Here is a 22,933-nt window from a genome sequence, read left to right on the forward strand (position 1 = left end):
TCACATGTCACTTCTGATCACGATCGACACAGTTCCAGACTTCGCGCCGAAGGAGGCACTACCGGCTCCGGAGCGGCTCATTTCCGGCAATCCATCCTTCAAGACCTGGGCGCAGGATGCCTCGAAGGGCGAAAAGGTGCTCACCGGTGTCTGGGAGGCGACGCCCGGCGAGACGCATTCGATCAAGGGCATTATCTATGAGTTCTGCCACATAGTTTCGGGTCTCGTCGAAATCGAGGAGAAGGGCGGTGAGACCAAGACCTACCGCGCCGGCGACAGTTTCGTGATGAAGCCTGGTTTCGTCGGCGTCTGGCGCACTATCGAGACCGTGCGCAAGATCTACGTCTGCGTTTATGACTGAGTTCAGCGCTCAAAGTCCCGCCGAATAGCGCGCGGAGGCTTCAGAACAATCGGCTTTTCAAGTTCCGCCTGACGCGATTCGACGCCGTCACACGGCTCATCCTCGACGGAAAATGCGGCAGGCGGTCGACTATTCTTCCGATGACGTTAGTGCGAATGAGGACCTCCATCAATGAAGACCTACAAGATAGCGCTCATCCCCGGCGACGGCATCGGCAAGGACGTCACGCAGGCGGCATGGCAGGTGCTACAGGCGGCGGCTAAGCGGGGCGGTTTCGCCCTTGATGACACAAGATTCCCGTGGTCGTGCGCCTACTACCTGGAGACCGGTGCAATGATGCCGTCAGACGGCATCGAGACACTTCGAAAATTCGATGCGATCTATCTCGGCGCTGTGGGTTGGTCCGCGGAAGTGCCCGACTCGGTATCGCTTCACGGACTGCTCCTGCCGATCCGGAGAGGGTTCACGCAGTACGCCAACATACGACCGCACCGGCTGTTGCCGGGCGTTCAGGGGCCGCTGCGCTCCGATGGTTTCGATATCCTGTGCATCCGCGAGAATACGGAAGGCGAATATTCCGGCGCCGGTGGGCGCGTTCATTCCGGCACGGCCGATGAGGTCGCGGTAGAGACTGCGATCTTCACGCGTACGGGTGTCGAACGGATCATCCGTTTCGGTTTCGAACAGGCGCGGGCGCGTCGCAGGAAGCTCGCATCTGTCACCAAATCCAACGCGCAGAAACACACCATGGTTTTCTGGGATGAGGTCACGCGCGAGTTGGCAAAAGACTATGCCGATGTGGAGGTCTCGCACTACCACATCGACGCCATTGCCGCCCGTATGGTCCTGGCGCCGGAAAGCCTCGACGTAATCGTCGCATCGAACCTTTTCGGCGACATCCTCACCGATATTGGAGCGGCCATTCAGGGCGGGCTGGGTTACGCCGCCTCCGCCAATATCAATCCCGATCGCAGCGCGCCTTCCATGTTCGAGCCGGTCCATGGTTCGGCGCCCGACATCGGGCATCTCGGTGTCGCCAATCCGATCGCCACGATCTGGTCCGGTGCGATGATGCTCGAGCATCTGGGTGAGGGGCAGGCTGCGGCAGAAGTGATGTCCGCAATCGAGTCCGCAACCGCGCGGGGGATTGGCACGATCGCTGGCAAGGACAGGACTGAAACAATCACGCAGGCCGTGCTGGCAGGATTGATCTGAAAAAGCAGAGGAAAGACCATGAATGCGATGACGAAGATTGGCATGTTCAACGATTCCGACCTTTTCCGCCAGCAGGCGCTGATTGGCGGTGTCTGGCGGGATGGCGAAACGAAGGGCGTGGTCGATGTCATTGACCCTGCCAGCCAAAGTGTTCTCGGCACCGTTCCCGCAATGGGGGAGAACGAGACGAGAGCCGCAATCGGCGCCGCGGCTGAGGCCTTCAAAAGCTGGAAGAAGAAGACCCATGCCGAGCGTGCAGGACTTCTGGAGCGCTGGCACGACCTCATTCGTCAGCACGAACAGGATCTCGCGCTCCTGCTTACGCTGGAACAGGGCAAGCCGCTTGCCGAGGCGGTGGATGAAATCCGCTACGGCGCATCTTTTGTGAAATGGTTTGCGGAGGAGGCGCGCCGGATCGGTGGCTCGACCATTCCGTCACCCACGGCCGATCGCCGCATTCTGGTGCTGAAAGAACCTGTCGGCGTCTGCGCCATCATCACGCCGTGGAATTTTCCCAACGCGATGATCGCACGCAAAGTGGCACCGGCGCTGGCCGCAGGTTGTACGGTTGTCATCAAGCCGTCGGAATTTACGCCATTCTCGGCGCTGGCGCTCGGCGTTCTGGCGGAACGGGCAGGTATCCCTGCCGGCGTGATCAATATTGTAACCGGCATGCCCATCGAAATCGGCAACGAACTGATGGCCAACGAGACGGTGCGCAAGATCTCGTTCACCGGTTCGACCCGCGTCGGTGCGCTACTCATGCGTGGCGCGGCCGATAGCATCAAGCGGCTGAGCCTGGAGCTTGGCGGCAACGCACCCTTTATCGTCTTTGACGACGCCGATCTGGATAAGGCAGTTGAAGGGGTGATCGCATCCAAGTTCCGCAATGGCGGTCAAACCTGCGTCTGCGCGAACCGGATTCTCGTGCAGGAAGGCGTTTACGATGCTTTCGCCGAAAAGCTGAGCCAGCGCGTCACGCGGATGAAGGTTGGCGCAGGGACCGACGAGGGCACTGAGATCGGCCCGATGATCAACGCGGCCGCGATCGACAAGATCGAGCGTCACATCGCGGATGCACGGGCGAAAGGTGCGCAGATCATCGCCCAAAGCGAGACGATGCCGGAGGGTAAGCAATATGCACGGCCCGTCGTGCTGGGAGAAGCTACTACGGGGATGCTCCTGGCATCGGAAGAGACGTTCGGTCCGGTGGCGCCGCTTTTTCGCTTCGAGACGGAGGAAGAGGCCATCGCCATTGCGAACGGTACGCCGTTCGGCCTTGCCGCCTACTTCTACACCGACAACCTCAAGCGCTCATGGCGTGTTGCCGAGGCGCTGGAGTTCGGTATGGTCGGGCTCAACACAGGCATGATCTCGACCGAGGTTGCGCCTTTCGGCGGTGTCAAGCAGTCGGGAGTGGGGCGCGAAGGATCGCAGCTCGGCATCGAGGAATATCTCGAGGTCAAGGCGCTTCATGTTGGCGGGCTTAACTAGTTATCTTGCACGCAGGTGGAAACACTTGCAGCCCTAAAGCGTTGGAACCACAAGAAAGGGGCGGTGAAAACCGCCCCTTTCTCTATTGCGACCAGTGAGCATTAACGTTTTGGGAGCGCCTCAGTCTGGTGTGACTGCGCCAGCAAACAGACGTTCAGGCGAATTCCCGAACGGGCTCCAGTCCGACGGCGCCGGCCAGACCGCCGATATCCTTGATTTCGGTATATTCGTAGAAGGGGTTCGCAGGCTCGTGGCCGCGGTTCACCCAGACCTTGCTCTTGATACCGAGATCATAGGCGGTCATGAGATCGTAGCGAAATGAGGACGACACGTGCGTAATGTCCTCCGGGCCGCAGCCTAGTTTGTCGAACATATATTCGAAGCCCTTCATCTGCGGCTTGTAGGCGCCCGTCTCTTCGGCCGTGATGACCATGTGAAAGGGCGCGCCGAGTTTCTCCACGTTCGACATGATCAGGCTCTTCATGGAGTTCGACAGGATCACCAGCGGAATCTCCTTGGCCACCTTGGCCAGGCCCACCGGGACATCCGGGTGCGGACCCCATGTCGGCACTTCCGCATAGATGCGCTGGGCATCCTCGGGCCGGAATGCGACGCCGTTGCGCTTGCAGGTCCGTTCCACGGCACTGTGCACGACCTCGACATAGGGCTTCCAGGCGCCAAGGACCTCATCGAGGCGACAGGCCGAGAAATCCTTGATGAACTGCGCCATCCCAGCTGGGGAGAGCTGCGCGCCGTATATGCGTCTCGCCGCGCCGGCCATGTCGAAGTTGGTCAGCGTGCCATAGCAGTCGAAGGTGATGTATTTCGGTCTGAACTGGGTCATGGGCGTCGATCCTTCCGATCCTGTCGGCACTGCGTGCCTTTTACAGCAAGGATCATAATGAGGACCGGAGAAGGCTAGTCGCCGCATTCGATGCGCCCTGAAGCAGATTGTTTTGTATTGGGTGAGAGCTTTGGCAGAGAGTTGCGCCTGAGTTCGTTTCGGGCTTCGGCGGGAGCGCGATCCTTCAGCCGTGCGTCGGCATAAAATGCGGCGCCGGCGGCAAAGCAAAGTCAAAACGCCTATCGCTCAGGTTCTGGTCGGGAAGAACTGCTGTCCGCAGCAGCCTATCTTGGGCCTAGAGAATTCAGGCCCGGAATGAACCATGACCGCGCAGCAGATCACGCTGGAAAACGAGCTGAAGGACGAAACCACACCACACCGGACTTAATGCTCTCGTAAGTCAGGCACTGCGCTGAATCGGAGGAAGAAATGCTGGCAAACTCACTGATCGAACTCGATCGCGCACATCTGGTTCACCCGTTTTCATGCTATCGGGGCCACGAGGACACGGGCGTGCGGGTGCTCAAATCCGCCAAAGGCGCAACCGTGACCGATGCAAGCGGGAAAACCCTGCTGGACGGATTCGCCGGTCTATGGTGTGTCAACATCGGATACGGCCAGGAAAGCGTCGTTGAAGCAGCCGCAAAGCAGCTAAGAGAGCTTCCCTATGCGACGGGATATTTCGGGCTGGGATCCGAGCCTGCCATTCGCCTTGCCGCCAGGCTTGCCGGACTGGCGCCCGGCGATTTGAACCATGTCTATTTCACGCTTGGCGGCTCCGACGCAGTCGACAGTACGATCCGCTTTATTCGCTATTACTACCATGCCAAGGGTACGCCGCAAAAAGACCAGTTCATCTCGGTTGAGTATGGCTACCATGGATCCTCGACGGCAGGGTCAGGTCTGACAGCGATCGCGGCTTTCCATGCTGGTTTCGGTGTGCCATACGACTGGCAGCACAAGATTCCCTCGCACTACGCCTATCGCAATCCGGTCGGTTCTGACCCGCAGTCGATCATCGATGCATCGGTCGCGGCCCTGCGGGCCAAAATCGCGGAACTCGGCGCCGGCCGGGTTGCAGCTTTCTACGCCGAACCCATCCAGGGTTCGGGCGGTGTCCTCGTTCCACCGACAGGTTGGCTGAAGGCTCTGCACGCCGTGTGCAAGGAACACGACATTCTGTTCGTTGCCGACGAAGTTATCACTGCCTTTGGCCGTACCGGCCCGCTCTTCGCGTGTGAGGAAGACGACGTCGTGCCGGATTTCATAACCACAGCGAAGGGACTGACCTCGGGCTACGTGCCGATGGGCGCCGTCTTCATGTCGGACCACGTGTACAATACGATCGCGGACGGAGCCGGCAAAGCGGCCGTCGGCCATGGCTATACTTATTCGGCCCATCCCGTGAGCGCGGCAGTTGGGCTCGAATGCCTGCGTCTCTATGAAGATGGCTTGCTCGAGAATGGGCGCAAGGCCGGGAAGCGCCTGATGCAAGGCCTTCGCTCGCTCGCCGACCACCCGCTGGTTGGCGACATCCGCGGTCGCGGTATGCTGGCAGCAATCGAGTTGGTCACCGACAAGGAGCGCAAAACGCCGCTGCCGGCGGCGGCCGATCCGGGGCGCCGCATCTTCGAGCGCGCGTGGGCGAACGGCCTTGTCATCCGCGCCTTCAACAGCGGCATCCTCGGCTTTGCGCCGCCGCTCTGCTGCACCGAGGACGATATTGATGGAATCCTCGAACGTACCCGAATGACGCTGGATCAAACGCTCGAAGACAAGGACGTGCGGTCAGCGATGCAGGGATGATCATTGGCATCGCCGAAGCGACCTCGGTCAATGCGGTAGACGCCTAATGCATGTCGCGCAAAAGTGTGCAGCGGTTTTGCGATAACGACATGCATCAAAACAAGAACCTAAAGCGCGTCGCATGAGGCCGGTCGAACGCGACGCGCTTTAGCGGCCCCGAAACAAATCCTCAGGTGATGCCGCCGTCTGCCAAGTGCCAAGCATTTGCCGGTATGTGGAATCGCATGCCGTTGCACAAGCGCAGCGAAAACAGCAAGAGGGAATGCTGGCGCGCGGCTCTCCAGGTCCAAGACTGCGGAGCAGCTTCATTTGTCGAAAATGATGTCGAGAGGCAAATGGGATTTCACGATCGGTGACTTCAGCACGACGAAGCTGAAATATTTGTCGATTCCGATATCCAATTCGATCATCCGCTCCATGATTGTCTGGTACTCGCTGATGCCCGCTGTGACAAACTTCACAAGATAGTCGTAGCCGCCTGAAACCAGATGGCATTCGATGACAGAATCGACTTTCTGAATAGCGGTGAGAAATCTCGCGAAGTCGTTCTGTTGATGGTGCTTGAGCGTGACTTCGGTGAAGATCGTTAGAGTCTGTCCGAGCTTGGACACATCGATCTGGGCGGAATAGCCGGTGATGAAGCCTTCCGCCTGAAGCTTCTTCACCCGCATCAGGCAAGGGCTCGGCGAAAGGTTGACCAGGTCGGCAAGCTCGACATTCGTGACCCGCCCGTTCTTTTGCAGTTGGGATAAGATCTTGATGTCGATCCTGTCGAGCTTCATTGGAAACCTGTCACAGGTTCGAACCGCGGATCGCCCGACAGACGGCGTCCGTCACCTCCTGCGTGGTCGCTGTCCCTCCTACGTCCGGCGTCAGCACGCCTTCACTCGTCACCGCTTCCACAGCGCTCATCAACCGCACCGCCGCTGCGCTCTCGCCCAGATGTTCGAGCATCTGGGCAGCGGTCCAGAAGGTGGCGACCGGGTTGGCAATACCTTTGCCGGCGATGTCGAATGCCGAGCCGTGAATTGGCTCGAACATCGAGGGATAGCGCCGCTCGGGATCAATGTTGGCGGTCGGTGCAACGCCGAGACTGCCCGCGAGCGCGCCTGCAAGGTCCGACAATATGTCGGCGTGAAGATTGGTGGCGACGATCGTATCGAGGCTCCGAGGTTTCAACGTCATACGCACTGTCATAGCATCGACTAGCATCTTGTCCCACGCGACGTCCGGGAATTCCTGCGCCACCTCGGCTGCGATTTCGTCCCACATTACCATGCCGTGGCGCTGCGCGTTGGATTTCGTAACAACTGTCAGGAGCTTTCGCGGCCGTGACTGCGCCAGCCGGAATGCATATCGCATGATGCGGGTGACGCCGACGCGCGTGAAGATCGCGACCTCGGTTCCGACTTCCTCGGGGAGTCCGCGATGGGCGCGGCCGCCGTGGCCCGAATACTCGCCCTCGGAATTCTCCCGTACGATCACCCAATCCAGATCGCCAGGGCCAACGCCCGCCAGCGGCGAAACAATCCCGGGCAATATCCTGGTCGGCCGCACGTTGGCGTACTGATCAAAGCCTTGGCAGATCGGCAGCCGGAGGCCCCAGAGCGTGATGTCGTCAGGCAGATCGGGGGCGCCCACCGCGCCAAAGAAGATGGCGTCGAAGCGCTTCAGTTGCGCCACCCCATCTTCGGGCATCATCCGACCATGGACCTTGTAATAGTCTGAGCCCCAGTCGAAGTGCTGGAGGCGCAGCTTGAAGTCGCCGCAGCGCTGCTGCAGCGCCTCAAGCGCCTGGAGACCTGCGGCAATCACCTCTGGGCCGATCCCGTCGGCCGGAATGGCGGCAATCTCATATTCGCGCATCGTCACTTCCCTGTTTTTTGGTGCTGGCCGCCTGGTGACCTCAATCTCGTGTGCGATCGATTGTATGTTGGCAAGACGGTCTTCTCAGAATTCAGCGACCTTGCCCCACGCAGCAGTCTTCAGGCGCTCGGGCCTATAAGGACGCGGATCGACGATAGGCTCGCTGCCTGTAATGATGTCGGTGATCATATGCCCCGCGCCTGGGCCGATCCCGAAGCCGTGACCGCTGAATCCCGCCGCCAGGATGAAGCCCGGAATCCCCTCCACTTCGCCGACTGCGGGAATGCCATCGGGTGTACTGTCGATATAACCCGCCCACACATCGGAGATCGCGACGCGTTGGAGTTCGGGGATCAATTCGCAGGCTCTTCGATATGTCAGCCGAATCTGTCCCATGTCGGGCTTCGGGTCGAGAATGCGGTTCCGTTCCATTGGCGTGATCTCGTCGAGGGCCCATTTGCGCAGGCTTTCATGGCCTTGACGCCAGCCCTCTAAGGCGCCCGGGGCGATATTGCGCCAGCGGCGGGCGAACATAGGTACAAACTCGCGGCTGAACCTGAACTGCTGCGGCGTTGGATCGACACGCGCCCGCCCGCTGATCGCCAGCGCGTATCCACCGTTGCTGCGCCGCGTCAGAGAGACGCGCGTGGTATGCAGGGCATCCGGCAGGCTGTTTGCGCCGGGTGCCACGGCCAGAATGGACGAACGCACGGCAGCTTGCGGGAAACGAACACCGAGCTGGTTGCAGAAGGAAGAAGCCCACGCGCCCCCGGCCATGACAACAGTCTTTGTATGGATGGTGCCCGCTTCGGTTACCACAGCGCTCACCCGGCCGGCGCTCAATTCCAGCCCGCGCGCCGCGCAATGCTGATGTACGGTGCCGCCCGCCGCCATGATGCCGCGCGCCGCAACCGGCACTGCCTTGGAAGGATCCGCCGTTCCGTCAGTTGGCGAGAACACGCCACCTTTCCATTTGCGGCCCGTCGCTTTGCCCCGTTCGGTGGCTTCTTCCGTGCTCAGCATGTGCGTGGTGATCCCGACCGTTCTCGCAAAATCGCGCCACTTCGCCCAGCCTGCCAGCTCATTTTCGTCTTGTGAGAGATAGAGGAGCCCGCAGCGGCGAAATCCAGTATCCTCACCAGTCTCCTGTGCCACCTTCTCCCAGAGATCGAGGCTCTTGGTTGCCATTGGCAACTCGCGCGCATCGCGGTTCTGCTGGCGGCACCAGCCCCAGTTTCGGCTGGACTGCTCGGCGGCGATACGCCCCTTCTCGACCAGGGCGACCTTGAGGCCGCGGCGCGCCAGATAATATGCGCTGAACACGCCCACCACGCCGCCGCCGATGACGACGACTTCCGCCTCGCGAGGGAGGGAAGGGCTGCAGTCGATGTGCATGAGCGGCGCGGGCATGGATGGGACTCCGGTAATTTGAAGCATCCTAACCTGCCGCCCGCAAATGCAGGCTGCGGAGTTTGTGCCTGGACGGAATTTCCTGCGTTTAGCAGCCTCCAGGACAGGCAATTATTGTGCGAAAAGCTCGCTGCGAGCCAAGCAGGAGTACACTTCATGCAGTCGCGTCATCTGCGGTATGGGCGGCACACGGCGCAGTTGTCGACCTTGATCGGCAGCGCCTTGGCCGACATTGTGATGGGCCGCACGGTCACCAATCCGCTCGGCGGCATGACCTGCACATGTGCCGATGTACACCGGAAAGCCTTGGTCCTATCCCTCTTGGGCGCGTATTGCCGGATGAAGGATATGGTTGCCTGATCCCGGTTTCCGCGCCGAAACGGGAACAGAGTGAAATGCCGAACTGGATGTTCTTTTCAGAAGTTCCTGCCGCGCGAGGGCCAAGTTTCGAAGACTCTGCGGAAACAGAACAGTCAAACTGGCTGGAAGAACGGAGCAACCCTTCCTTATGGTAGGCAGGCTCCAGAGGACATCCGACAGGCAGGGCTTGCCCCTTCAGAGAGTTCTCCAAGAAAAAAGGGAACAGAGTCCGGTACACGGACCGGATTTCATAAGGGAACCGCCAGGATGAGCAGAACCCGTCTCTCGCAGACTCAGCGCGCGAAGCGCCGAGAAGGCCAGACTGCGGCCGCTACGGTGAGGCGCTTCTGCTCAAAGGGCGATGAAGCGGTCCGCAACAGGGTGGACGCGCTCGGTTGAAAGGGGAGGTGATCTCGATGGTCGCAAGCATCCAGGCTGTAGCCCCCCACGATGTGGCGCTTTCGGTGCGCGACCTCACGGTGAATTTGCCGCAAGGCATGGAACGGACCCATGCTGTCAAGGACATTTCCTTCGATCTGAAACGCGGCCAGATACTCTGCATCATAGGCGAGTCCGGATCGGGTAAGTCGGTCACGGCGAACGCGATCATGGGGCTACTGCCCAAGGTGATCCGCCTCTCATCGGGAATAATCCAGCTGGAGGGGATGAACATCATCGGCATGTCGCCCGACAAGCTGCGCAACCTGCGTGGACGGGTCGTGTCGATGATCTTTCAGGACCCGCTCTCGGCGCTCAATCCCCTGATGACGGTGGGCGCGCAGATTGACGAGGTCATGGCCGCGCATGGCTTCGGCACGCCACAAACCTGTCGAAACCGCGCTATCGAGCTGCTCACTGAAGTAGGCCTGCCAGATCCCGAACTCATGTATCACCAGTACCCTTTCCGGCTTTCGGGCGGGCAGCGGCAGCGCGTCATGATCGCCATGGCCCTGGCGCTCGAGCCGACGGTGCTGATTGCGGATGAGCCAACCACCGCGCTCGACGTCACCACCCAGGCTCAGATCCTGCAACTGATCCGTGACATTCAGCAGCGCAAGGGCATGAGCGTTATGTTCATCACCCACGATTTCGGCGTGGTGGCCGAGATCGCCGACAGCGTCGTGGTGATGGAAAAGGGCAATGTCGTCGAACAGGGCAGCGCCGAACAGGTGCTGAAGTCGCCCAAGCACCCTTATACCCAGCGCCTGATTGCAGCCGTACCGCATTTGACCGGCGAAGATCGCCCTCGTCCGGAGGCTGCCAGCAAGGAGCCGATCCTGAAGGTTGAGGGTCTGGTGAAGACCTATCGCGGCGGCAGCGCGCTGTTCGGCGCGCAACGAGTTGTGACAGCGGTCAACGAGGTTTCGTTCGAACTGGCGCCCGGCCGCACGCTTGGGGTCGTAGGCGAGAGCGGTTCGGGGAAATCGTCGCTGGGCCGGCTGCTGATCAAGCTGCTGGACAATGACGGCGGCGGGATCTTGTTCGAGGGCTGTGACATAGCCAAGCTTTCCGAAGCGAAGTTCCGCCCGCTTCGACCGCGGATCCAGATGATCTTCCAGGATCCCTTCGCTTCTCTGAACCCACGCTCGACGGTCGGTCACATCATGACGGTGGGCCCGATGGCGCACGGGATGCCTTATGTCCAAGCGCGCGATGAAGCGCGTGCGCTTCTGGCCCATGTCGGTCTCGATGCCGGCGCTTTTGGCCGCTACCCGCACGAGTTCTCGGGTGGGCAACGCCAGCGCATCGGCATCGCTCGTGCGCTGATGTTCAAGCCGAAGCTGTTGATTGCCGACGAGGCGGTCTCCGCACTCGACGTGTCGATCCAGGCGCAGATCCTGCAGCTTCTGGACCAGATCCAGCGCGAGACGGGCGTGTCGATGGTCTTCATCACGCACGACCTGCGCGTCGCCAGCCAGATCTGCGACGAAATCGCGGTGATGCAGAAGGGCCGGATCGTCGAGCGCGGACCGCCCTCGCAAATATTCCTGAACCCGCAAGCAGCCTACACGCGCCAACTGGTAGCGGCAATTCCAGGAGAGCGGCCGGGCAATGCCCGTCCAGTAGCAGCAAACGCATAAGAAATAACAAGAGAGGAACTACCATGACCAAAAATTCATCGACTACGTCCAACTACTCGAGGCGCGAAGCGCTGCGACTGATGGCGATAGGTGGGGCTGCAGGCCTCATCGCGCCCAATCTGTTGGGCAAGCCCGCCTTCGCCAAGACCCCTCCTGCAGGCCCGGCCGGTCGCGTCATCGTCGGCCTCTCCCAAGAGCCGACCGTGTTCAATCCGCTGATGGCGCATATCGAAGTCGATGACGCGGTCCATTTCTCGGTTTTCGACGCGCTGGTCCGCATGGATCCCCAAGGTGGTCTACATCCAAACCTCGCAGCCGAGGTGCCAAGCCAAAAGAACGGCGGCATTTCGGAGGACGGTCTCAACTGGCGCATCCGGTTGCGTGACAATGCCCGCTGGCACGATGGTGAGCCCTTCACGGCCGAGGACGTGAAATTCACCCTTGAACTCATCACGAACCCGAAGTTTCGCGCTTGGCGCACGAGCGGCCATTCGCTCGTGCAGGACATCACAGTGGTTTCGCCCACCGAGATCACATGGCGGATGAAGGAGGCTTTTGCGCCCTATCTTTCGTTCTTGGCCGAAACGTTCATCGTGCCCAAGCACATTCTGGAGAAAGAGGCCGATCCGAATACAGCCGCCTTCAACCAGGCGCCGGTCGGCACCGGCGCATTCAAATGGAGCCAGCGCGTCGCAGGTGATCACATCGAGCTCGTCGCCAATCCTGAGTACGCGGGCGAAGGCCCCTATGTCGAGCAGCTCATCTTCAAATACATCCCCGACATGACGGTGCTCTACACGCAATTCAAGAGCGGCGATGTGGACCTGGTCGATCAGTCGTACATCACCGCCGACCATTATACTGAAGCCCGCGAACTAGCAGACCGCGTGGTGACACTTGAGACCGGGTCATCCCTGGAGTCGATCTACCTCAATTTGGGCCGCCCGCAGTTCAAGGAGTTGGCAGTGCGCCAGGCGCTCTACGCCGCCTTGGACAGGAAAGCGATCGTCGACACGATCTATTACGGCGTGGGCACTCTCACCGAGACCTTCATGCCGAAGGAGTCCTACTACTACGACCCGAACCTGCCGGTTCAGGAGTTCAATCTGGACCGGGCGCGCCAAATCCTTGATGAGGCCGGCTGGGCGCCGGGGCCGGATGGAATCCGCGCCAAGGATGGGGTGCGACTGTCCTTCTCCAACTCGACAACTTCCGGCAACAACCTCCGCGAGCAGACGCAGCAGTTCCTGCAGCAGACGTTTGCCGAGATCGGCGTCGAGATGACGATCTCGAATTTGCCGGCTGCAGTTATGTGGGGCGAGTTCTGGCTGAAGTCGCAATTCGACACCGCCATGGTGGGCGTCACCTATCTGATTGCCGCGGACCCCGACGCCACAAACCGGCTCCATACGAAGGCAATCGCCGCTCAAGGCGGACACGGTTCCAACACCGGGCAATATTCCAACCCTGAGGTCGATGCCCTGCTCGAAAAGGGCGCTCGCAGCTTCGATCCGGAAGAACGACGCGGGATCTATAATCGCGTGCAGGAAGTGGTGCGCCATGATCTGCCCTTCCTGCCGCTGTTCGCGTACACAATCGTCCTCGGGCGCAAGAAGGGGTTGGACGGCTTCGAGCCCAACGCCAACACCCGCACCGCGTCGTGGGATGCCGCAGCCTGGCAGTGGAAGGCCTAATCCACGCAGTTGCCGCCGCCCCGCCGATTCCGCCGCGGCGGCGGCAACAGACTAAAATCATCAACCCACAATGGAGGGACTCGAATGCGCGGCTTCCTGCTAAATCGCCTCTCGCAGAGCCTGGTGCTGCTTGTGATCGTTTCGATCATCGGCTTCGGCATTCTGAACCTCCTTCCCGGCGGCCCGCTGGCGCAATTCGGGCTCGATCCCGGAATGACCCAGCAGGATATCGAGCGTCTCAAGGGGCTGCTGGGCCTCGATCGACCCATATGGATCCAATATCTGGACTGGGCATGGCGGCTGGTGCGGGGCGACTGGGGTCACTCCTTCCGCGACGGAGCGCCGGTATTGGAGGTGATCGGCAGCCATCTCTTTGCCACGCTGCTGCTGATGGGGTCCTCAACCGCAATTGCGATCTCCATTGGCGCCTGGATTGGTATCCGAGGCGCCACGCGCCGCTACTCGCTGTTCGATTATCTTGCAACTGTCGGGGCCATGGTTGCGTTGTCGGTCCCCACCTTCTGGTTCGGACTCGTCGGCATCTACGTCTTTTCCCTGAAGTTGGGTTGGCTGCCTGCGGGTAATATGTCCGAGATCGGCGACGCCTCAATCCTGGGCTACCTCCACCATCTGATCCTGCCAAGTATCGTGCTGTCGCTGGTCCATGTCGCGATCTGGAGCCGCTACATGCGGACGGCCACTCTCGATGCCATTAGCCAGGACTTCGTCAAGACGGCTCGGGCCAAGGGGTTGAGTGAACGCCGGATTCTGATGAAGCATGTCGTCGGCAACGCACTTTTGCCGATGATTACCCTGGCCGGGATGCAGCTTCCCAGTGTCCTCACTGGCGCGCTCGTGACCGAAACCGTCTTTACCTGGCCAGGAATGGGACGGTTGTTCCTCGATAGCCTTGGTTACAGCGACTATCCGGTTGTGATGGGGCTGCTGATGTTCTCCGCCATCCTCGTTCTGCTTGGAAACCTGATCGCCGACATTGTCGTCGCTGTTGTCGATCCGCGCATTCGTCTGGCTTGAGCGCGCAACTTCCCCGACAGGAGACAGCCGATATGACCGCTTTCACCGCAAATGCAGCTCCAAGCCGATGGAGAAACAACCGCGCGGCACGTCGTTTCATGCGTCATCGCTTGGCGCTGCTCGGGCTGGCGATGATCATCTTCCTGAGCCTCGCTTGCGTCCTCGGCCCCCATCTCCTGCCTTATGACTCACTGGATATCGATCTGCGGGCCCGCTTTGCCCCTCCGCTGACGGGCTACCACTTTCTAGGTACCGATCCGCTTGGCCGCGACGTGGCGGCAAGGCTTTTGATGGCGGGACGAATCTCGCTGCTGGTGGGTTTCTTTGCCATGGTTTTGTCGACACTCATCGGCACCCTGGTCGGCGTAATTGCCGGCTATCGCGGCGGCTGGGTCGGGGCCACGCTGATGCGCACGGTCGATGGATTCCTGTCATTCCCATCGATCTTTCTGCTGCTGGCGCTGGCTGCCGCACTGAAGCCCAGTCCTGTGATGATCACCCTCATTATCTCCCTCACCAGTTGGATGGAGGTTGCCCGCATAGTCGAAGCGGAAGTCCGCTCGTTACGCGAACGCGAGTTCGTCCTAGCCGGGCGAATGCTGGGATTGAGCGGCACCCACATCATGTTCCGCGAGATACTGCCCAACGCCATGGGGCCGATTATCGTCGCTTCCACGTTGACGGTCGCGCGCGCCATTCTCATGGAAGCCTACATCAGTTTCCTCGGCTACGGGATCCAGCCGCCACTGCCCAGCTGGGGCAACATGCTCAATGGCGCCCAGCAATATCTGGGCAGCGCACCTTGGCTGGCAATCATTCCCGGAGCTGCAATCACCATCGCGGTAACCAGTTTCAATTTCATCGGTGACGGGCTGCGTGATGCGCTCGACGTCCGAGACGACCACATCTGAAAGTTTCACCGACCGTAGATTACCCCTGCAATGCAGCGAGAAGTCAGCCACGTGCAAGAGCCTCATATCGCCGACAAGAACACACCCTACTGGTGGGAAGCAGCGCCCGTCATGCCGCGGCCGCGACAGCCGGTCGCAAAGAACCTTGACGTGGCAATTGTCGGCGCCGGTTATGCCGGGCTTTCGGCCGGGCTTGCGCTGGCGCGCGAAGGGCGCTCGGTCGCAGCCTTTGATGCGATGAATCCGGGCGAGGGTGCTTCCACCCGCAACGGCGGGATTACGAGCGGGACCATCCGGCCGGACTATGCCACGATCACCCGGCGCTTCGGGGAAGAGAAGGCCATGGCGATCGAGGCCGAGGGCAAGGTCGCACGCGAATTCCTCTACGACTTCATCAAGACCGAAGGGCTCGACTGCGACTTCCGACTGGTTGGCCAGTTCAAAGGCGCTTTCGGATATGAACAGTATGAGAAGATGGCGCGCGGCGCCGAGACGCTGGCGAAGAAACTGGGGATCGAGTCCTACGCGGTTCCGCATGCCGAGCAGCGAAATTATATCGGCACCGACCTCTACCGCGGCGGAACCGTTCGGATGGACATTGGCGGGCTGCACCCCGCAAAATTCCATGCTGAGCTCCTGCGGGTGGCGCTCGCATCCGGGTTGACGGTTCATTCGCATACAGTGGTCAAGTCGATCGAGAGGAACGGTTCGGGGTTCCGTGTCGCGACTTCGGCAGGGACGGTGGATGCACGGCAGGTTCTGGTCTGTACCAACGGCTATACCGACGGCGCCGCTCCCTTCCTGCGCCGCCGCCTGGTTCCGGTCCGCAGCCGGATCATCGTGACCGAGGAACTTGCGCCCGATATCATGGCGCGGCTGATGCCGAAGCTGATGACGATCACCGAGAACCGGCAACTCGGTTTCTATTATCGTCCCTCGCCCGACGGGAAACGTATCCTGCTGGGGGGCCGTGACAGTTCCCGCGTCGGCGATCCGGCGGCGCCGAAACTTCTCCTTCGCAAGGGCCTGGTGAACCTTTTCCCGGAGTTGGAGAACGTGCGTCTTTCGCATTGCTGGTTCGGCAACGTGGCGATGAACCGAGACATGCTGCCCCGCATCTTCGAGAAGGACGGTGTGGTCTATGCTTCCGGCTTCTGCGGTTCGGGCGTGGTCTGGGCGCCATGGATTGGCATGCGTGCGGCCCACAAGTTGATGGGGCATGGCGAGCAGTCGCGCACTGCGTTCGACTTTCGACCGCCTTCGGCCGTCCCGCTCTATCGTGGCAATCCGTGGTTCATGCCGGCGATTATCCAGTGCTATCGGTTGCAGGACCGTATCGCCTTCTGGCGCGCCAGACGCTAGTCGCCGACATCGGGGGCGATCCGTGGTTCATGCGGGCAACCCTTTGGCGCGCCCGCCGCTGACACGACTGCAGGATCGCGCGAGGTCACCTTGTTGCCGGAGAGTGTGGAAAAATCCGTCGGGACTGGGGCCTGGTGCGAAGCTGATCAGCGGTGGGACGCGTTCGCGCGGATCAGCGCGTCGGCCATGTAGAGATCCTGCAGGGAGATACCGGAACTGTCGAAGACCGTGATCTCATTGTCGAAGCGGCGTCCGAGCGCACGCCTTTCAATAACGTCGCCGATTGGCGTTACCGCAAGCACGCCGACGTCGATCTCGTCGCGCACGTATTGGAACTCGCCGATCTGGACGGACTGGGAAAGCAGATCACAAAACAGACGTGCCTTGGGAAATAATTCGCTCGGCAATTCGCGTTTACCCGGAGCATCCGACCCGATGCTGACGATATGGGTTCCGGGTCCCACCCAAGCGGCATCGAACAGCGGTTCGCGTGCGGGTGTCGCCGTCACCACGATGTCGGCCGTGCGCACGGCTTCTTCCGCCAAGGCAGCGCGCGCCTTCAGTCCCCTTTCGCCGATCTGATCGACAAAAGCGTCGCGCCGCGGCGAAGACCGGGCCACGACCAGCACGGTTTCGATTGGGCGGATGCGTGCCAGCGCCATCACTTCGAAGCTCGCCTGGTTGCCGGCCCCGAAGATCGCCAGAACCTTAGCTTGCTTGCGCGCAAGAAGATCGGCCGCAACCGCGTCGGCGGCGGCCGTCCTGTAGGCGTTGACCTTCCCGGCCTCGACTACGGCGCCGAGCCGACCTGTATGCTGATCGAGCAGCACGATGGTCGAGTTGTGGCGGGGAAGGCCACGTGCCGGGTTGCCCGACCAGAAGGAGCCAATTTTGACGCCGGTCAGCTCGCCCGACGAACCGGATTTGATTGAGAAGGTATTGGTCACCTCCTGTGTGCGCCCGAGAACAGCCGGAAAGACCCAGCTCTGCCGCGATGCTGCCGCCACGAGAGCCTCGCGCGCCGCCTCGAAAGCAAGTTCATGCGTGACGAGGGCGGCTGACTCCTCGTCGCTGATGTAGATCATCCAAAATTCCTCCTGGGCATCGCCGATCGGGCAACCACGAAGCGGCGATTCAAGGTGCCAGGTATTCCTCGCCCGATTTGCACGATTTGGCGTGCCGAGGAACTGGATAAAACGAATAATACCGCTGATTTGAAGGGGCAAAACAGCAGCGAAATCTGTCCGCCGGGCGCGACTCTAAGATCCGACTTCAATCCGACTCTGGATCAACTGACAGCGTTGCACCTTATGGCCTTTGAGCATGACAGAGATATCGTCAGCGCCCCGATCGAGCTGATGAAATTGGAAACCCGCCATTTGCCGGGCGCACTGAAGCTGTCGCAGGAGATGGCCTGGCCCTACCGTCAGGAGGATTGGGAATTTGCCCTGATGGTCGGCAATGGCCTGGTCCTTGAGCGGGCAGGACAGGTGATTGGCACGGCCATGTCCTGGAATTACGGACAGTCCTATGCCTCGATCGGGATGATCATAGTTACTGGCTCCGCGCAAGGCGGTGGCAACGGCGCCCGGCTCTTTGATGGATTGCTTGAGGCGACACACGGTCGCAAACTGCTGCTCAACTCAACCGAAGAGGGGCTGGCGCTCTACAAGCGACGCGGCTTCACTGCTTGGGGCACGGTGCTTCAGCATCAGGGCTCGCTGGCTGTCGCCGTGACGCGGAGTACCCACGACGACATCCGTCAAGCGACAGCCTCTGACCTCGCGGCAATCCAGGCCTTCGACGAACGGGCCACGGGCATGCCCCGGCTGCCGATGGTGGCTGCGCTCGCCAATGTGGGCAACGCATTGGTCATTGAGCGCAGGGGACGGATTGCAGGCTACGCTGTCGCGAGGAGGTTTGGCCGCGGCTATGTCGTCGGCCCTTGTGCAGCCGAGAGCGACCACGACGCGCGGCTTCTGATCCTGGCCCAGCTTTCGAAGCTTCACAATCAATTCGTTCGCATCGACGTCTATGCCGAGGATGGATTGGGCGACTGGCTTGCGAGCCTTGGCCTGCAGCGGTCCGGCACTGCGACCGCCATGGTCAAAGGACAACGACCCGTCGCCGAGGGGCCAGCCCATATGTATGCGTTGGCAAACCAGTCGTTCACCTAGGAAACGAGACTATGAACAAGATGGCGGCAAGCCTGGCGGTGAGCGAGACGGCTAGGACGATCGACGCCTTGGTCACCCCGACGCTGCTTCTCGACCGTGGCCGGCTCGAGCACAACATCAAGGGTCTGGCTGAGCGCGCCAGGAAGCTTGGCGTGGTGCTGCGCCCGCATATGAAGACGGCCAAGAGCATCGATGTCGCCCGATACGCGTTCCATCGCGAACGCGGTCCGATCACGGTCTCGACCATCGCCGAGGCGGAGTATTTCGCGGGCCATGGCTTTCGAGACATCACCTACGCGGTCGGCATCTCGCCGGCCTCGGCCAAGCGGGCCATGGAGCTTTGTCGCCGCACCGGCGCTGATGTGAAGCTGTTGCTCGATTCGGTCGGGCAGGCCGATGCCCTAGCCAGCGTCCGCCAAGCCACCGGTATGACCCCATCTGTTTTCATCGAACTGGACTGCGATGACCATCGCGGTGGCTTGAGGCCGGACGATCCGAAGTTGCTCGACGTGGCCGGCAGTGTCGTCGCGGCCAGTGCCAAACTCGTCGGCGTTCTCACCCATGCAGGCGAATCCTATGGCTTGAACACGCCCGATGCGCTGGTCAAGGCAGGCGAGAACGAGCGTTCAGCCACGGTGCGCGCCGCTGAAATCCTGCGCGCCCATGGCCATGCCTGCCCGATCGTCAGCGTCGGCTCAACGCCGACAGCGCATTTCGTCGACAATCTTGAGGGGGTCACGGAGCTGCGCGCCGGGGTCTACATGTTCTTCGACCTGGTCCAGCACGGCGTTGGGGTATGCGAACTCGACGACATCGCGATTTCCGTATTGGCCACGGTGATCGGGTCCAAGCCGGAAAAGGGATGGGTGCTGGTTGACGCTGGATGGATGGCACTTTCGCGCGACCGGGGAACCGCGAATCAGCAGATCGATCAGGGTTACGGCGTGGTCTGCGACGAAAAGGGGCGGGTGCTTGAAGATGTGATCGTGGCCCAGGCCAGCCAGGAACACGGTATTCTCGCCATTCGTGCCGGTTCTGGAAAGTCCATGCCCGAGCTGCCGCTCGGGACTCGGGTCCGGATTGTGCCCAACCATGCGTGTGCGATGGCCGCCCAGCATGATTTCTACAGCGTCGTCAACGGGGCCAGCCCCAAGATTGAAGCGCGTTGGGAGCGGATGCGCGGCTGGTAGGCGCGCGACTACGCTCGGATGTCGCTCCACTCAAATCAACACTGGTGGTCAAGAAAATGAAGTTTACCTCTTACTGGCTGGATACGTCTCAGCCGTTCAATGAAGGGTCGTCCAAACCGCTCGAAGGCCACTACGACGTGGCGATTGTGGGCGGCGGCTTGACCGGCTCCTCCGCCGCGCTGGCCCTTGCCAAAAAGGGCGCCCCGGTTGCCCTGTTGGAGGCCGAAACGATCGGCAATGCCGCGTCCGGCCGCAATGGCGGCATGTGCAACAACGGCTTTGCCCAGAACTATGCAATCATGGCTGCCAAGCACGGCAAGCCGGCCGCAAATGCGCTCTACAAGGCTTTTGACGCCGGCGTCGATATGGTCGAGCGGTTGGTGCAGGAAGAGAAGATCGACTGCAGCTTCTCCCGCGTCGGCAAGCTCAAGCTTGCCGCCAAGCCCGAGCACTACGACATGCTGGCGCGCAGCCAGGAACTACTGGCTGCCAATGTCGATCCCGACACCAGGATGATCGCGCGCGAGGAGCTGCGAACCGAAGTCGGCACCAACCGCTACCATGGCGGGCTGCTCTTTCCCAAGAGCGCGGGCATGCATGTCGGCCGGTTCGTCCGGGGCCTCGCGACCGCTGCTGCCCGGCGTGGCGCAGAGGTCCATGAACGCTCGCCCGTCATTGCGATGCGCAAGGTTTCAGGCGGGCATGAGGTAACGACGCCAAAGGGCAAGATCGTCGCGCGGCAGGTCCTGTTGGCAAGCGGCATTTCCCAGGTTGGCCCGCTCGGCTGGATCCGCCGGCGCATGATCCCGGTCGGCGCATTTCTGATCGTGACCGAGCCGCTGTCGCCCGACCATCTTAGGCGTCTCATGCCGACTGGGCGCATGGTCGTCGACACGCGCAATCTCGTTGTCTACTGGCGGCTCACGCCGGACAATCGCCTTCTGTTCGGCGGGAGGGCGCGCTTTGCCGCGTCCAACCCTCAATCCGACGAAAAAAGCGGCCGGATACTCAAGGCGGCGATGGTCGAGGTCTTTCCGGAACTGGCCGGCACCCGCATCGACTACTGCTGGGGCGGCATGGTCGATATGACCCGCGATCGCCTGCCGCGCGCCGGAGAGCGCGATGGCATCTATTACTCGATGGGCTATAGCGGACACGGGACCCAGATGTCGACGTTGATGGGCGCCATCATGGCCGACGTCATGGACGGGCGCCCCGAGCTCAATCCCTGGAAGGATTTCGACTGGCCAGCGATCCCCGGTTATTTCGGGCGCCCCTGGTTCCTGCCGATTCTCGGCGCCTATTACCGCATGAAGGACCTTGTAGGGTGATGACACCCCTCGAACACCTGGCCCGCAACGGCCACCTGGACAAGTTCTTCATCGACGGTCAATGGGTTGAGCCGAGCGGCACCGCGACGGGCGTCGTCGTCAATCCCGCCACAGAAGAGGTTGTGAGCCAGTTTCCGCTTGGAAATGGCGAGGACGTTGACGCGGCCGTTGCAGCGGCTCGCCGGGCATTCGCCTCCTGGAGTCGGACCACGCCAGAAGACCGCGCGGGTCTGCTCGATCGCCTGCAAGCGCTGCTCGAGGCGCGCGGCGAACTGCTGGCTCAATGCCTGAGCCTCGAAATGGGCGCGGCGATCGGCTATGCGCGCAGCGCCCAGGTGCCGCTGGCGATCACGCATGTTAAGGTCGCTCGCGATGTGCTGACAGACTTTCGCTTCGTCAAGCAACGGGGGCAAACCGCCGTCACCCACGAACCGATCGGTGTCTGCGCCTTGATCACTCCGTGGAACTGGCCACTTTACCAGATCACCGCCAAGGTTTCGCCGGCGCTCGCTGCAGGCTGCACGATCGTGCTGAAGCCGAGTGAGCTTTCTCCCTTGGACGCCCTGCTGTTCGCCGAGGCAATCGAGGAAGCCGGCTTCCCTGCCGGGGTTTTCAACCTCCTGCAAGGTGATGGTCCAGGCGTGGGTATGGGTCTCGCCTCCCATCCGGATGTCGACATGATCTCCATTACCGGGTCCACCCGCGCGGGCATTGCGGTGGCCCAGGCGGCAGCGACCACGGTCAAGCGTGTCGCGCAGGAGCTGGGCGGCAAGTCGCCGAACGTGATCCTGCCGGACGCAGATCTCGATCGCGCCGTTTCTCTGGGCGTAGCCGCCGCCTTCCGCAATCTCGGCCAGTCATGCAGCGCCCCGACGCGCATGATTGTGCCACGCTCGCTGCTCTCCGAGATCGAGGCAATCGCCAAAAGGGCCGCAGCCCAGATCGTCATTGGCGATCCGCTTTGCGAAGCCACAACTCACGGTGCAATCGCAAACCGTGCCCAATTCGACCGCATCCAAATCATGATCGGCGTCGGCATTTCTGAGGGCGCCAGGCTTCTCACCGGCGGACCGGGCCGTGCGCGCGATCTGAACGTCGGGTTCTATGTGAGGCCGACCATCTTTTCCGACGTGCGCACGACCATGCGCATTGCCCAGGAAGAGGTCTTCGGGCCAGTTCTCTGCATCATCCCCTACGACACAATCGAGGAGGCCGTCACCATCGCCAACGACACGGTCTACGGTCTGGGGGCCCATGTGCAGGGCCAGGATGTGGACGCCGTCAGGGACGTGGCCTCGCGGATCCGCTCCGGTCAGGTGCATCTCAACTACCCGGCCTGGGATCCGCACGCCCCGTTTGGCGGTTTCAAGCAGTCCGGAAACGGACGCGAATATGGGATCGAGGGCATGTTGGAGTATCTCGAGGTAAAATCCATACTCGGCTATTTCTAGGCCCTGGGCCTGTCCGTGGCTTTCGACGGTCGGGAATAGCCGTCGGCTCACAAGTTCTTGCTCGGTACCCTGTCGCGCTTGCTGTGAGCCCACGCGATGACGCGTGCGTGCTCGTCCGCCATAGCCGCGTCGAAGCGGCTGTCGCCACTGAAAGCCAGGGCAAGTGCATTTGCGCAGAGTTCGGCGTCCCGGAAGCATCGCCGATGCCTGCGCAGTGAGTGCGTCCTTGTTATAGCCAGCATCGCCAACAATCGCCCAGCCTGGCCCGTATGGCTTGCTGGGCAACGCTGCGCCAGCGAGTGGCCTCTCGCGCCTTGCTGCGCCAAGACGGTCGGCGAAGGCAGG

General features: G+C 61.2%; 19 protein-coding genes. 14 read left to right on the forward strand and 5 right to left on the reverse strand.

All coding sequences use genetic code 11. The features are described from left to right. Positions 1 to 4: 4 nt before the first annotated feature. The 3 genes from NKJ32_RS23120 (at position 5) to NKJ32_RS23130 (ending at position 3,070) form a co-directional block, all read left to right on the forward strand. Positions 5 to 361, forward strand: a complete 357-nt coding sequence (locus NKJ32_RS23120; protein WP_352786754.1) for a cupin domain-containing protein — start codon at positions 5 to 7, stop codon at positions 359 to 361. Positions 362 to 532: 171 nt separating this feature from the next. Then, positions 533 to 1,576, forward strand: a complete 1,044-nt coding sequence (locus tag NKJ32_RS23125; RefSeq protein WP_352786753.1) for a tartrate dehydrogenase — start codon at positions 533 to 535, stop codon at positions 1,574 to 1,576. Between the two features lie 18 nt (positions 1,577 to 1,594). Then, positions 1,595 to 3,070, forward strand: coding sequence for an NAD-dependent succinate-semialdehyde dehydrogenase (locus NKJ32_RS23130; protein WP_352593977.1), 1,476 nt, complete (start codon positions 1,595 to 1,597; stop codon positions 3,068 to 3,070). 154 nt (positions 3,071 to 3,224) lie between these two features. Here NKJ32_RS23130 and NKJ32_RS23135 read toward each other — a convergent pair whose 3' ends face one another. Continuing rightward, positions 3,225 to 3,914 (reverse strand): haloacid dehalogenase type II, encoded by a 690-nt coding sequence (locus tag NKJ32_RS23135; protein ID WP_352593978.1) that lies wholly within the window; start codon positions 3,912 to 3,914, stop codon positions 3,225 to 3,227. Positions 3,915 to 4,343: 429 nt separating this feature from the next. Here NKJ32_RS23135 and NKJ32_RS23140 point away from each other — a divergent pair, with 429 nt between their 5' ends. Beyond that, positions 4,344 to 5,720 (forward strand): aspartate aminotransferase family protein, encoded by a 1,377-nt coding sequence (locus NKJ32_RS23140; protein WP_352786752.1) that lies wholly within the window; start codon positions 4,344 to 4,346, stop codon positions 5,718 to 5,720. A 305-nt stretch (positions 5,721 to 6,025) separates the two neighbouring features. On the opposite strand, the gene NKJ32_RS23145 is transcribed toward NKJ32_RS23140, so the two are convergent. The 3 genes from NKJ32_RS23145 to NKJ32_RS23155 form a co-directional block, all read right to left on the reverse strand. After that, positions 6,026 to 6,502, reverse strand: coding sequence for an Lrp/AsnC family transcriptional regulator (locus tag NKJ32_RS23145; protein ID WP_023678802.1), 477 nt, complete (start codon positions 6,500 to 6,502; stop codon positions 6,026 to 6,028). A gap of 10 nt (positions 6,503 to 6,512) precedes the next feature. Then, complete coding sequence (locus NKJ32_RS23150) at positions 6,513 to 7,586, reverse strand: tartrate dehydrogenase (protein ID WP_352593981.1); 1,074 nt, start codon at positions 7,584 to 7,586, stop codon at positions 6,513 to 6,515. A gap of 84 nt (positions 7,587 to 7,670) precedes the next feature. Beyond that, a complete protein-coding gene (locus NKJ32_RS23155; protein WP_352829006.1) occupies positions 7,671 to 8,996 on the reverse strand; it encodes an NAD(P)/FAD-dependent oxidoreductase in 1,326 nt (441 codons plus the stop codon). Between the two features lie 156 nt (positions 8,997 to 9,152). Between NKJ32_RS23155 and NKJ32_RS23160 the strand changes: the two genes are divergently transcribed. The 6 genes from NKJ32_RS23160 to NKJ32_RS23185 all read left to right on the forward strand — a co-directional run bounded on the left by NKJ32_RS23160 (position 9,153) and on the right by NKJ32_RS23185 (position 16,439). Next, positions 9,153 to 9,356, forward strand: a complete 204-nt coding sequence (locus NKJ32_RS23160; RefSeq protein ID WP_352622923.1) for a hypothetical protein — start codon at positions 9,153 to 9,155, stop codon at positions 9,354 to 9,356. A gap of 416 nt (positions 9,357 to 9,772) precedes the next feature. Beyond that, the gene (locus tag NKJ32_RS23165) at positions 9,773 to 11,437 is read left to right on the forward strand and encodes an ABC transporter ATP-binding protein (RefSeq protein ID WP_352622922.1); all 1,665 of its coding nucleotides are present in this window, start codon (positions 9,773 to 9,775) and stop codon (positions 11,435 to 11,437) included. Between the two features lie 23 nt (positions 11,438 to 11,460). Then, complete coding sequence (locus tag NKJ32_RS23170; RefSeq protein WP_352450650.1) at positions 11,461 to 13,131, forward strand: peptide ABC transporter substrate-binding protein; 1,671 nt, start codon at positions 11,461 to 11,463, stop codon at positions 13,129 to 13,131. An 84-nt stretch (positions 13,132 to 13,215) separates the two neighbouring features. After that, entirely contained in the window at positions 13,216 to 14,166 is a 951-nt protein-coding gene (locus NKJ32_RS23175; RefSeq protein WP_352786750.1) for an ABC transporter permease, read from the forward strand. 32 nt (positions 14,167 to 14,198) lie between these two features. Continuing rightward, positions 14,199 to 15,077, forward strand: a complete 879-nt coding sequence (locus tag NKJ32_RS23180) for an ABC transporter permease (RefSeq protein ID WP_352829008.1) — start codon at positions 14,199 to 14,201, stop codon at positions 15,075 to 15,077. A gap of 30 nt (positions 15,078 to 15,107) precedes the next feature. Continuing rightward, positions 15,108 to 16,439, forward strand: coding sequence for an NAD(P)/FAD-dependent oxidoreductase (locus tag NKJ32_RS23185; protein WP_502902697.1), 1,332 nt, complete (start codon positions 15,108 to 15,110; stop codon positions 16,437 to 16,439). A 146-nt stretch (positions 16,440 to 16,585) separates the two neighbouring features. Here NKJ32_RS23185 and NKJ32_RS23190 read toward each other — a convergent pair whose 3' ends face one another. After that, the gene (locus NKJ32_RS23190; protein ID WP_352829011.1) at positions 16,586 to 17,524 is read right to left on the reverse strand and encodes an ornithine cyclodeaminase family protein; all 939 of its coding nucleotides are present in this window, start codon (positions 17,522 to 17,524) and stop codon (positions 16,586 to 16,588) included. A 54-nt stretch (positions 17,525 to 17,578) separates the two neighbouring features. Between NKJ32_RS23190 and NKJ32_RS23195 the strand changes: the two genes are divergently transcribed. From NKJ32_RS23195 to NKJ32_RS23210, 4 genes are read left to right on the forward strand one after another with little or no spacing between them, the layout of a single operon-like run. After that, positions 17,579 to 18,616 (forward strand): GNAT family N-acetyltransferase, encoded by a 1,038-nt coding sequence (locus NKJ32_RS23195; protein WP_352829013.1) that lies wholly within the window; start codon positions 17,579 to 17,581, stop codon positions 18,614 to 18,616. Positions 18,617 to 18,627: 11 nt separating this feature from the next. Next, complete coding sequence (locus NKJ32_RS23200) at positions 18,628 to 19,806, forward strand: alanine racemase (RefSeq protein ID WP_352829014.1); 1,179 nt, start codon at positions 18,628 to 18,630, stop codon at positions 19,804 to 19,806. Between the two features lie 56 nt (positions 19,807 to 19,862). After that, complete coding sequence (locus NKJ32_RS23205) at positions 19,863 to 21,137, forward strand: NAD(P)/FAD-dependent oxidoreductase (RefSeq protein WP_352829016.1); 1,275 nt, start codon at positions 19,863 to 19,865, stop codon at positions 21,135 to 21,137. Beyond that, positions 21,134 to 22,588: an aldehyde dehydrogenase family protein gene (locus tag NKJ32_RS23210; protein WP_352829018.1), complete on the forward strand. Its 1,455-nt coding sequence runs from the start codon at positions 21,134 to 21,136 to the stop codon at positions 22,586 to 22,588. Before NKJ32_RS23205 ends, NKJ32_RS23210 begins: the two co-directional genes overlap by 4 nt. The last annotated feature ends 345 nt before the right edge of the window (positions 22,589 to 22,933 follow it).

It is taken from the genome of Mesorhizobium sp. M0159 (genome assembly GCF_040322295.1).
Classification (GTDB): domain Bacteria; phylum Pseudomonadota; class Alphaproteobacteria; order Rhizobiales; family Rhizobiaceae; genus Mesorhizobium.

Excerpts from the sequence above, each read along its gene's own strand:
- NKJ32_RS23120 (WP_352786754.1), top strand. The coding sequence starts at position 5 with ATGTCACTTCTGATCACGATCGACACAGTTCCAGACTTCGCGCCGAAG.
- NKJ32_RS23125 (WP_352786753.1), top strand. The coding sequence starts at position 533 with ATGAAGACCTACAAGATAGCGCTCATCCCCGGCGACGGCATCGGCAAG.
- NKJ32_RS23130 (WP_352593977.1), top strand. The coding sequence starts at position 1,595 with ATGAATGCGATGACGAAGATTGGCATGTTCAACGATTCCGACCTTTTC.
- NKJ32_RS23135 (WP_352593978.1), bottom strand. The coding sequence starts at position 3,914 with ATGACCCAGTTCAGACCGAAATACATCACCTTCGACTGCTATGGCACG.
- NKJ32_RS23140 (WP_352786752.1), top strand. The coding sequence starts at position 4,344 with ATGCTGGCAAACTCACTGATCGAACTCGATCGCGCACATCTGGTTCAC.
- NKJ32_RS23145 (WP_023678802.1), bottom strand. The coding sequence starts at position 6,502 with ATGAAGCTCGACAGGATCGACATCAAGATCTTATCCCAACTGCAAAAG.
- NKJ32_RS23150 (WP_352593981.1), bottom strand. The coding sequence starts at position 7,586 with ATGCGCGAATATGAGATTGCCGCCATTCCGGCCGACGGGATCGGCCCA.
- NKJ32_RS23155 (WP_352829006.1), bottom strand. The coding sequence starts at position 8,996 with ATGCCCGCGCCGCTCATGCACATCGACTGCAGCCCTTCCCTCCCTCGC.
- NKJ32_RS23160 (WP_352622923.1), top strand. The coding sequence starts at position 9,153 with ATGCAGTCGCGTCATCTGCGGTATGGGCGGCACACGGCGCAGTTGTCG.
- NKJ32_RS23165 (WP_352622922.1), top strand. The coding sequence starts at position 9,773 with ATGGTCGCAAGCATCCAGGCTGTAGCCCCCCACGATGTGGCGCTTTCG.
- NKJ32_RS23170 (WP_352450650.1), top strand. The coding sequence starts at position 11,461 with ATGACCAAAAATTCATCGACTACGTCCAACTACTCGAGGCGCGAAGCG.
- NKJ32_RS23175 (WP_352786750.1), top strand. The coding sequence starts at position 13,216 with ATGCGCGGCTTCCTGCTAAATCGCCTCTCGCAGAGCCTGGTGCTGCTT.
- NKJ32_RS23180 (WP_352829008.1), top strand. The coding sequence starts at position 14,199 with ATGACCGCTTTCACCGCAAATGCAGCTCCAAGCCGATGGAGAAACAAC.
- NKJ32_RS23185 (WP_502902697.1), top strand. The coding sequence starts at position 15,108 with ATGCAGCGAGAAGTCAGCCACGTGCAAGAGCCTCATATCGCCGACAAG.
- NKJ32_RS23190 (WP_352829011.1), bottom strand. The coding sequence starts at position 17,524 with ATGATCTACATCAGCGACGAGGAGTCAGCCGCCCTCGTCACGCATGAA.
- NKJ32_RS23200 (WP_352829014.1), top strand. The coding sequence starts at position 18,628 with ATGAACAAGATGGCGGCAAGCCTGGCGGTGAGCGAGACGGCTAGGACG.
- NKJ32_RS23205 (WP_352829016.1), top strand. The coding sequence starts at position 19,863 with ATGAAGTTTACCTCTTACTGGCTGGATACGTCTCAGCCGTTCAATGAA.